General features: G+C 63.8%; 10 protein-coding genes. 1 reads left to right on the forward strand and 9 read right to left on the reverse strand.

The annotated features are described in order from the left end of the window. Positions 1-2: 2 nt before the first annotated feature. Positions 3-701 carry a phosphatidylserine decarboxylase gene (locus AC1DX6_RS28385; protein ID WP_477319512.1) on the reverse strand — a complete coding sequence of 233 codons (699 nt, stop codon included), beginning with the start codon at positions 699-701 and terminating at the stop codon, positions 3-5. Positions 702-912: 211 nt separating this feature from the next. Between AC1DX6_RS28385 and AC1DX6_RS28390 the strand changes: the two genes are divergently transcribed. Continuing rightward, positions 913-1,806 (forward strand): SMP-30/gluconolactonase/LRE family protein, encoded by an 894-nt coding sequence (locus tag AC1DX6_RS28390; protein ID WP_477319514.1) that lies wholly within the window; start codon positions 913-915, stop codon positions 1,804-1,806. Here AC1DX6_RS28390 and AC1DX6_RS28395 read toward each other — a convergent pair. The 8 genes from AC1DX6_RS28395 to AC1DX6_RS28430 all read right to left on the reverse strand — a co-directional run. After that, positions 1,785-2,132 (reverse strand): antibiotic biosynthesis monooxygenase family protein, encoded by a 348-nt coding sequence (locus AC1DX6_RS28395; protein WP_477319516.1) that lies wholly within the window; start codon positions 2,130-2,132, stop codon positions 1,785-1,787. The genes AC1DX6_RS28390 and AC1DX6_RS28395 overlap by 22 nt on opposite strands. Positions 2,133-2,402: 270 nt before the next feature. After that, the gene (locus tag AC1DX6_RS28400) at positions 2,403-4,289 is read right to left on the reverse strand and encodes an ABCB family ABC transporter ATP-binding protein/permease (protein WP_477319518.1); all 1,887 of its coding nucleotides are present in this window, start codon (positions 4,287-4,289) and stop codon (positions 2,403-2,405) included. Between the two features lie 24 nt (positions 4,290-4,313). Next, positions 4,314-4,673, reverse strand: coding sequence for an ArsR/SmtB family transcription factor (locus tag AC1DX6_RS28405; RefSeq protein ID WP_477319520.1), 360 nt, complete (start codon positions 4,671-4,673; stop codon positions 4,314-4,316). 83 nt (positions 4,674-4,756) lie between these two features. Then, complete coding sequence (locus AC1DX6_RS28410; protein WP_477319522.1) at positions 4,757-5,827, reverse strand: alpha/beta hydrolase family protein; 1,071 nt, start codon at positions 5,825-5,827, stop codon at positions 4,757-4,759. Positions 5,828-5,919: 92 nt separating this feature from the next. Then, positions 5,920-6,303, reverse strand: a complete 384-nt coding sequence (locus AC1DX6_RS28415) for a DUF1330 domain-containing protein (RefSeq protein WP_477319524.1) — start codon at positions 6,301-6,303, stop codon at positions 5,920-5,922. 33 nt (positions 6,304-6,336) lie between these two features. Further along, a complete protein-coding gene (locus AC1DX6_RS28420; RefSeq protein WP_477319526.1) occupies positions 6,337-7,173 on the reverse strand; it encodes an SDR family oxidoreductase in 837 nt (278 codons plus the stop codon). Positions 7,174-7,300: 127 nt separating this feature from the next. Further along, positions 7,301-8,194, reverse strand: a complete 894-nt coding sequence (locus AC1DX6_RS28425) for a LysR family transcriptional regulator (RefSeq protein ID WP_477319528.1) — start codon at positions 8,192-8,194, stop codon at positions 7,301-7,303. 215 nt (positions 8,195-8,409) lie between these two features. Beyond that, the coding region (locus tag AC1DX6_RS28430; protein ID WP_477319530.1) for a LysM peptidoglycan-binding domain-containing protein at positions 8,410-9,810 on the reverse strand (1,401 nt) is incomplete at its 5' end.

The following is a 9,810-nucleotide window of genomic DNA, read 5'->3' on the forward strand; positions in this document are numbered from 1 at the left end:
GCCTACGAAATCCTGACCAAAGGCGTTGCAGCAACGCCGCCGAATTCGGCGATCACGGTTTCGCCGCCGACAGCGGTCTGGCCGACGGCGACGCGCGGCACGGCGGTCAAGGGAAGGAACACGTCGACGCGCGAGCCGAAGCGGATCAGCCCGAAACGCTCGCCGATGGCAATCGAGCCGCCGGTCTCGGCCCAGCAGACGATGCGGCGCGCCACCAGGCCGGCAATCTGCACCGCGACAACCGTGCCGTTGGGGCTGTCGATGATCAGGCCGTTGCGCTCGTTTTCGGTGCTGGCCTTGTCGAGTTCGGCATTGAGGAATTTGCCCGGCCGATGCTCGATCCGGGAGATGCGGCCGCGCACCGGGGCGCGGTTCACATGGCAGGAAAAGACATTCATGAACACCGAGATGCGGGTCATTTCGGTGCTGCCAAGGCCAAGTTCGCGCGGCGGCACTGCCGGGCCGACGGCCGAGACGATGCCGTCGGCGGGGCTGACCACCAGCCGGTCGTCGACCGGGGTGACGCGCTCTGGGTCACGGAAGAAATAGACGCACCAGGCCGTCAGGATGAGGCCGATCCAGAACAGGATCGAGGAGAAATAGCCGAGGAAAAGCGTGCCAGCGCCGAAGGCGGCGATGAACGGATAGCCCTCGCGATGGATCGGAACGAGCGCATTCTTGACCGTGTCGACGAGGCTCATGGGATGGGGGCAACCCTTGTTTCAGGTCCGGCCTCAATAGCGGAAAGCCCCCGTCGTCGCAACGCAACAATGGGCGACGCCCAAGGCATGGGATAGATGCGTTCTGGCCGGCTGATAAAAACCAACGCTATTGTCGGGGCGAACCTCGCTCGCTCGTCCTTGGGAGATAGCGCTCCTTCGAAGCGCTGCCGAACCAACCATGGAGCCCGCAATGCCGTCGCAGAAATCAGCAGTCCGTAAAGCGCATATCGTGATGACTGGCCTCGCCTTCGGCGAGTCGCCGCGCTGGTATGACGGACGCCTTTGGCTTTGCAATTGGGGCACCGGCGAGATCGTCGCTGTCGATGCCGAAGGCAACAGTGAAATCGTGCTGACCGGGCCAGCGACCCTGCCCTATTCGATCGACTGGCTGCCGGACGGGAGGCTGCTCGTTGTCTCCGGGCGCGACGGGCTTGTGCTGCGGCAGGAGGCTGACGGGACGCTGGTCACCCATGCCGATCTGAGAGGGCTTTCAAAGAGCCCGTGGAACGAGATCGTCGTTGACGGGCGCGGCAACATCTATGTCAATGGCGGCGGGCCGGCGCCTGCTCCGGACGAGCATTTCGGGCCGGGCACCATCGTGCTGATCACACCGAACGGCGCGGTCCGCCAGGTGGCCGAGGACATCGCCTTCGCCAACGGCATGGCGGTGACGCCTGACAACAGGACGCTGATCGTCGCCGAATCGCATGCCAACCGGCTGACGGCCTTCGACATCGGTGCCGATGGCAGCCTTACCAACCGGCGGGTCTGGGCCGATCTCGGCGACGGCTTTCCCGACGGCATCTGCATCGATGCCGAGGGCGCTGTCTGGTATGCCGACGTGCCCAACCGGCATTGCGTGCGGGTGCGCGAAGGCGGCGACGTGCTGCAACCCGTCGACGTCGATCGCGGCTGCTTTGCCTGCATGCTCGGCGGTCCCGACGGCAAGACGCTGTTCATCGTCGCCGCCGAGTGGCGCGGCTTCGAACATATGATCAGCGATGCCCGCACCGGCCAGGTGCTCGGCGCCGAGGCGCCGGCACCAGGTGCCGGCTGGCCCTCCTACAGCTCGGGCAAGCGCTGATAGTTGGCGATGTCGGCCCGGACACCGAGCCGGGCGATCGTCTCCTGCGGGTTGAAGGCGATGCGCTCATGCGCGGCCTTGACGATCGGCACGACCTTGTCGACTGCCGCCTGGCTTTCCCATTCGACGATGGTGACGAGGTTGAACTCGCCCGGTCCCGAGAACTGCTCGAGCAGGAAATCCTGGACGAAGCCTTGCTGCTGGCGCAGCAATTCATGCGTCGTGCGGACTTTTGTGAGGATCTCATCGCGGGCCGCGACTGGCACGACAAACTTGTCGACCCGGAACACGCTGCCATTGCCATGCTGTTGATTTACCTGATCCATTTCTCGTCGCTCCAATCGCAAACAGGCGCGTCATGCACCTTCGATCGGCGGTCTACGATCTCAACCTAAGTTGAGGTCAAGCGGAATTTTCAGCGAACGCGGAGGCAGCGCACTCCCCTTCTCCCCTTGTGGGAGAAGGTGGATCGGCGCGCAGCGCGAGACGGTTGAGGGGTGCTGGACGGAGTGCCGACGCTGCCAAGCTGGAACACCTCTCATCCGGCCGAGCTGCGCTCGGCCACCTTCTCCCACACGGGGAGAAGGAAAGTGGTGCTAATTCACCTCTGCGGTACGTCGGCGCACCACGACACCCAGCTCGTCGCTTTCGCGCGCAATGCGCAGCCGCTCCTCGGCCTCCGTCGCTTCGCGCTGGCGATCCCACATCGAGGCGTAGAGGCCGCGCTTGCGCATCAGGGCGGCATGGGTGCCGCGCTCGGCGATCTGGCCGTCCTGCAGCACGATGATCTCGTCGGCGGTGATCACCGTCGACAGGCGGTGCGCGATGACGATGGTGGTACGGCCCTGGCTGACCAGGTCGAGCGCTGCCTGGATCTCCTGTTCGGTGTGGCTGTCCAGCGCCGAGGTCGCCTCGTCGAGCATCAGGATCGGCGGCGCCTTCAAAATGGTTCGGGCGATCGCCACGCGCTGCTTCTCGCCACCCGACAGTTTCAGCCCGCGCTCACCGACCATCGATTTGTAGCCGTCAGGCAGCCGTTCGATGAACGGACCGATCTGGGCGAGTTCTGCTGCCTTGCGGACATCCTCCTCGCTGGCACCGATGCGGCCGTAGCGGATGTTGTAAGCGATGGTGTCGTTGAACAGCACGGTGTCCTGCGGCACCATGCCGATCGCGCCGCGCAGGCTCTCTTGCGTCACATCGCGCACGTCCTGGCCGTCGATCAGCACCGCCCCGCTCTGGATGTCGTAGAAGCGGAACAAAAGCCTGGAAATGGTCGACTTGCCGGCGCCCGAGGGCCCGACGATGGCGACCGTCTTGCCGGCCGGCACCTCGAAGCTGATGCCTTTGAGGATCTTGCGGTTTGGGTCGTAGGAAAAATGCACGTCGCGGAACTCGACCTTGCCGGCGCCGACCGCCAAAGGCCTGGCACCCGGCTTGTCGAGGATCTCCTGCGGCACATCGAGCAGGTCGAACATCTGCTCGATGTCGGTCAGCCCCTGGCGGATTTCGCGGTAGATGAAGCCGATGAAATTGAGCGGCACCGAAAGCTGCACCAGCATGGCGTTGATGAAGACGAAATCGCCGACGGTCTGCGTGCCGGCCTGCACTTCCAGCGCCGACATGCACATGACGACGACCGTGCCGAGGCCGAAGATGATGCCCTGGCCGAAATTCAGCCAGCCGAGGGAGGTCCAGATTCTGGTGGCGGCAATCTCGTAGCGTGCCATCGAGCGGTCGAAACGCTCGGCCTCCATACCCTCATTGTTGAAATACTTGACCGTCTCGTAGTTGAGCAGCGAGTCGATCGCCTTGGTGCTGGCGTCGGTGTCGCTGTCATTCATGTCGCGGCGGATGACGATGCGCCAGTCGCTGGCCCGGACGGTGAACCAGATGTAGAGCAGCACCGTGACCGCAACGACCGCCACGTATTTCCAGCCATAGGTGACGGCGAAGATGCCGGCAGTCAGCCCGAATTCGAGGATGGTCGGCAAGGTGTTGAGCACGGTGAAGCGCACGATCGTCTCGATGCCCTTGGTGCCGCGCTCGATGATGCGCGACAGGCCGCCGGTGCGGCGTTCCAGGTGAAAGCGCAGCGACAGCTCGTGCATGTGGACGAAGGTGCGGAAGGCGAGCTGGCGCACCGCATACTGGCCGACGCGGGCAAACAGCGCGTCGCGCAGCTGGTTGAAACCGAGCTGCACCAGCCGCACGACATTGTAGGCGACGACCAGCATGACCGGCGCCAGCAGGAAGGACGGCAGCGGCGGCACCGATTTGGCGTCGCCAGCCAGCGCATCGGTCGCCCATTTGAAGAAATAGGGGCCGGCGACCAGCGTCAGCTTGGCGACGACCAAAAGCACGGTTGCCCACACCACGCGCGCCCTGAGGTCGGCGCGGTCGGCCGGCCACATATACGGCCACAGATTGCGCAAGGTCTTGAAGGTCGAGCCGGAGTCGGCGGAGACGGTTTTTTCGGCCATTTTTGGTGCCTTCTTCTTATCTCTCTAGCGGCCGGAGCAGCAGGAATTGACGAGCGCGGTCAGCGATGCCGAGACATCGGCGAGCGCCACACGGTCGACCTCGTAGCGCGAGCGCTGGCGGTCGGGCTCGAAGCGGACCAGTCCGGCGTCGACGAGGATCTTCAGATGTTGGGAAACGGTGGATTGCGCCAGGTCGAGATGGTCGACAACCTCACGGCAGCAGCAGGAATTGCTGGCCGACAGATGTTTCAGGATTTCGATGCGCGCCGGATGCGACAGCGCGGCAAGCCGGGCGGCGACGGCGCGGCTGTCAGGAACGCAATTGGCCGGGCCGCATTTTTCTGCGGCGCGGCGTCCGTTCATCTCAAGGGGGGATTCGGTCATCGTCCATCGGCGATAAACGATGACCGTATCCAGGGCAAGCTGCCCTTATGGGCAGATCAGGCGTGGTGTTTGCGGAACGCCGCTCAGGCAATGTTAATGTGCGTGTCGAACCAGTCCAGCACCAGCTGCGGGTTCCTGCCGAAGTAGTTGTAGCCTTCGAACCGCTGGTCCGTGCCTTCGATCCAGAACAGTTTCTTGTCCTTGGAGGAGATGGTGTCGTAGATTTCCTGCACATTGGAGGGCTTGGTCAGGAAATCATTGCGGACCTGCGCGACCAGCGTCGGAACCGTCACGTCCCTGGCATAGTCCATCGGCCAGACGTCGGCGAGGTGAAAGCCGGTCTGCTTGTGAAAGGCCACGTCGAACAGTTCGACACCGTTTGCGATTTTCTGGTTCTCCATCGCCGTCTGGACGAACACCGCCGGCGACACCGGCTGCAAGGCGATCATCGCCTTGACGTGGGCGAATTCTTCCGGGTGCTTCTTCATTCCGACGATGGTGGCATTGGCCCCAAGGCAGCGGCTGTAGAGCGCCGTCTTCATGTCCTTGGTATCGGGCCGGGATTTCGCGTAACGCAATGATCCGATCACGTCACGATATTCCAGCACGCCATGGCCGTTGATGCCGCCGCTGCCCGTGCCGCTGCGGCCATGGTTGCGCATGTCGTAGGTAGTGATGTTGTAGCCGGCATCATGCAGGATCTTGTATTCCGGCAGGAAGTTCACCTCGAAGCCGCCGAAATTTGTCCAGGGTTCCAGATGCCCCGGATAACCGTAGCGATTGCAGGGCATGGGGTGATTGAAGACCAGCAATTTGTCGGAGTCGGCAGGAATGAACCAACCCTCGATCGTCACGCCGTCCAGCGCCGGAAAGAAAATCTCCTCGTAGTCCATGCCGTACTCATTCGGCCACCGCAGGATCGGGGTACGGGTTGAGTGCGCCATCAAATCGGCCATGCCATTGATGAACTCTGCTGATTTGGCGTCTGTCATGATTGCACCTGTTGTCGTTTGATTGTCCGCGGCCGTTGCAACGGCAGATGAGGCGGCGATGAGAGGGAGCGCGGCGAGCGCCGCTCCGGCTTTCAGAAGCTGTCGGCGGCCATTCGAAAGAGCGCCTTCCTGCTGGACGGAATTGTCACGTTCGTTGCCCATTGGGGGCTCCTTGATTCTCGGTGAAAGGTCGATGTCGACTGAGACTTATGGAGCAAGATGCGATGATCGTCGCACCCTACTCCAGTCAGCGGTCACTGCTGCGGCGGGACAAAGCCTTCAGTAATGATGACCGAGCCTTCGGTCGAAGCGACGCGGAATTTCCGTGCGGCTGTGTATTCCGGCGAGTTGTAGAAGCGCTGCGCGTCGGCGACGCTCGGGAACTCGGCGATGGCCATGACCTTCTTCGGCTGGCCTTCCACAGCGGTCGCATTCAGGTTGAAGACGATGATCTTGCCGCCGAACTTCGGCGCCAGCGGACCCGCCTCCTGCATGTACTTGTTGTAGCCGGCCTGATCCTTGATCGTGTAGTTGGCGATCATGTAGCCTGGCGGCTGCGTGTCCTGGGCATAGCCGGTTGCGGCAAGAGCGATGGTGAGGGCTGCAGCAGCGGCCACGCCGATTGCGCGTTTCTTCATTGTATTGGTCCCTTTGAGTTTGAGTTGGAGTGATCAGAAAGAGCCGTCTGTCGACCTCGACAGGTTCTCGTAAGCGCGCAGTTCCTCGAGGCGTCCTTCGAGGACCGGCTGGTAGGCCGCCAGGGCGTCGCTGCCGGCCAGGAACTGCCGTGGCGGATTTTCCATCCCCGCGAGGTCCACAAAGACCTCGCCGAGCCTGGCCGGATCGCCTTGCTGCTTGCCGTCATAGCCCGACCACATGTCTTCGGCTGCGCCTTCAGCGGCATAGTCTTCGATGGTGCTGGCGCTGTACTTGGCGTTCTGCGCGTCGAGGAGATCCGTGCGGAAGAAGCCCGGTGCGACCACGACGATCTTGATGCCGAACTGTTCGACCTCCTGGGCCACCGAAAGCGATAGGCCTTCGACGGCAAATTTGGCGGCGCTGTAGGCGCCGCAATGCTTGAAGCCCATGATGCCGGCAAGCGAACTGATGTTGATGATCCGGCCTGATCGCTGCTTGCGCATGACCGGAAGCACCGCGCGCATGACGTGGATCACGCCGTACAGATTGGTCGAGATCAGCCCCTCGATCTGAGCGCTGCTCAACTCCTCGAAATTGCCGAGCAGGCTGTAGCCGGCATTGTTGACGAGAACGTCGATGCGGCCGAACGCCTGCATCGCCTCGTCGACCGCAGCCTTCGCCTGCGCTTCGCTGGCGACATCCAGTTGGACGAACACGAGCCTGTCGCCGGCGACATCGTTCAGGGCATTGCGGACCTTGTCGAGATTGCGGCCAGTCGCGATCACTCGATCGCCTGCCTTCAGGGCCGCCCTGGCAGTGGCGGCGCCGATGCCGCTGCCGGCACCCGTGATGAACCAGACCTTGCTCATGTTTGTCTCCTGTTTTCGATGAACAGGAGATAGATCGCGCTAATCAATCTGATTAGACGCCATTATCCGCATGAACTTAGAAATGGGATAGATAAATGGCGAGCGCCTATCGCCTCACCAGTCGCACTTACCCTTTGTGGCGGAGCGCTTCGAGCAGCAGGGCAAAAGCCGGGGTCTGCTGCCGTCTGCTTGGATAGTAGAGGTGATAGCCGGAGAATGGCGGGCACCAGTCTTCCAGCACACGGATCAGACGTCCGTCGGCAACATGCTGGGCAACCTGAGCTTCGAAGGTGTAGACCAGCCCCAGCCCGCCAAGGGCGGCGCCTACCAGCATCTCGTTGTCGTTGATAACGAGCGGCCCGTTGACCCGGACCTCGAGTTCGACGCCATCGCGCTCGAACTCCCAGGCATAGAGCCCGCCCCCGGCGCTCTGCCGGTAGCTTACGCAACTGTGGTTGCTCAAGTCGCGCGGCGTTAGCGGGATCTCCCGATTGGCAAAGTAGGATGGCGAGCCGACCACCGCCATGCGGATATCCGCGCTCACCCGAACCGCAATCATATCCTTCTGGACCTGCTCGCCGACGCGGATGCCGGCGTCGAATCTGCCGGCGACGATGTCGGTAAGCCCTTCATCGACATTGATCTCGACAGCGATGTCCGGATAGTCCGGCAGCAGCTTCAACAGGACGGGCAGGAGCACCATCCGCGCGGCGTGGCGGAAGGTGGTGATGCGGATCGTGCCAGCGGGCTTGTCGCGCAGAGCGGAGAGCTGGGCAATTTCACTGTCGATGTGGTCGAATGCCGGACGCAGGCTATGAAGTAGCTTTTCTCCTGCATCGGTGAGCGACAGGCTGCGCGTCGTTCGCGAGATCAGTCTGACTTTCAGCCGCTCCTCGAGCATGCGGACGGCATAGCTGAGTGCCGACTGGGAAAGCCCAAGCTTTGCCGCCGCTCGTGTAAAGCTTCCCTCTTCGGCGACCGCGATGAACATGGCCAGTTCGCTGAAGTCGCCTTTTCTCATTTATAAACACCGTTTCTAACCAAGCGCCGATTATAGCGCCCAATCAGTATGCTCGTCCTCGGCTATTTGCTCTCCGAGGCCCTGTTCTGTCGAACGCCAAACCGATCGGCTGGCCGAGGCGGACGGCGAACGGATAGACTCCCCTTGGAAGAAATAACGCCCGCCTCGTGACGGAGGCGGGCGCAATGGCTTCAATGCAAGTTGGTCTTGGACGTCTAGTTCGCCTTGGTGGGCGCTGTCGTCATCTGGTCGCCCATCGCTTTGAGGTCGGCGGCTTCGCCTTCCTTCGACTTTTCCGGCACCTTGAACACCTGCCCCGGCCAGATGCGGTCGGGATCGCTGATCTGGTCCTGGTTGGCGAGATAGATGGTCGAGTAGCGGACGCCGTGGCCGTAGACGCGCCGCGAAATCCGCCACAGCGTGTCGTGGCGGCGGATGATGACGGCGCCGTCGGCATGCTCGAGCTTGGGCGCAACGGTCTCCGGCACTTCGGCCGGCGGCGTCGCTGCCGCCACCACGGCCGGGGCCTCGGCGGCAGGAGCCGGCGTCGTCGCCGGTGCCGCGGCAACGGCCGGCGCTTCCGCGGCGGGTGCCGCGGGTGCGGGCGTTTCTGCGACCACTGCCGGCGCAGGCTGCGCGGCGGGTTCGGTTGCCGCGGGCTGTGTCGCCGGCGCGGCAGGCGCTTCAGCCACCGTCGCCGGCGCGGCTGGCTTGACCTCGGCAGGCGCCACGGCGGCAACCGCCTCGCCCGGCTCACGCTCGAACGGCACGGCGGCACGGGCCACCACCTTCACCCCGTCGGCATCGAGGCCGTCGACATGGATGGTGTAGCTGCCGACCGGAATGTCGCGCGTCGCCTCGACCAGGAAGTGGCCATCGGGCGAGGTCAGCGCGTCACCGAGCAGGATGTCGTTGGCATAGGCGCGCACCTTGCGGCCGGCGTCGGCGAGGCCGGCGACGAAGATCTTGTTGCCGTCGATCTCGACCGCCTCGACGACGATCTTGGGTTCGCCCACAGCTGTTGCCGGCGGCGTCGCCGGAGCGGCGGGTGCCGGCGCTGCCTCGACCACGGCCGGCGCGGGGCCTGCAGGTTCAGCGGCTGCAGCCGGCGCTGGCGCTGCAGCGGCGGGCGCTTCGGGCGCTGGAGCGGCGGCCTGATCGCCAGCAGCCGGAGCGGCAGGCTTTGTCTCGGGCGCCGGAACGGTCAGCAGTTCGGCCGGTTTGCCCGGCTCCTCGACCATCGCCAGCACCTGGCCGGCGGCATCCTTGGGAACCGAAACGACGGCGGTCTGCACCGATGGGGTGACGACATCGCCGGTCGTCGCGCGCAGCGCGATCGTGTAATCACCGGGCTTCAGCGGATCGTCGAGAACGATGACAAAGGCGCCATCGCGGCCGGCGACTGTCGAGCCGAGTACCGTCGAGCCGTCGAGGATCTCGACCTTGGCGTTGGGCGCCGCATTGCCGGCAACGACGATGGAGCCGTTGCTTTCAACGCGCACGACATCGAAGCTCGGCGCAATCGGACCGGTCGTGGCCGGCGCTGCGGCAGGCGGGGTCGCCTCCGCGGCAGGTGCCGCGGGCGCCGCCGCAGGTGCTGCAGGCGCCGCCGGTGC

It is taken from the genome of Mesorhizobium sp. P2_C4 (assembly GCF_056404575.1).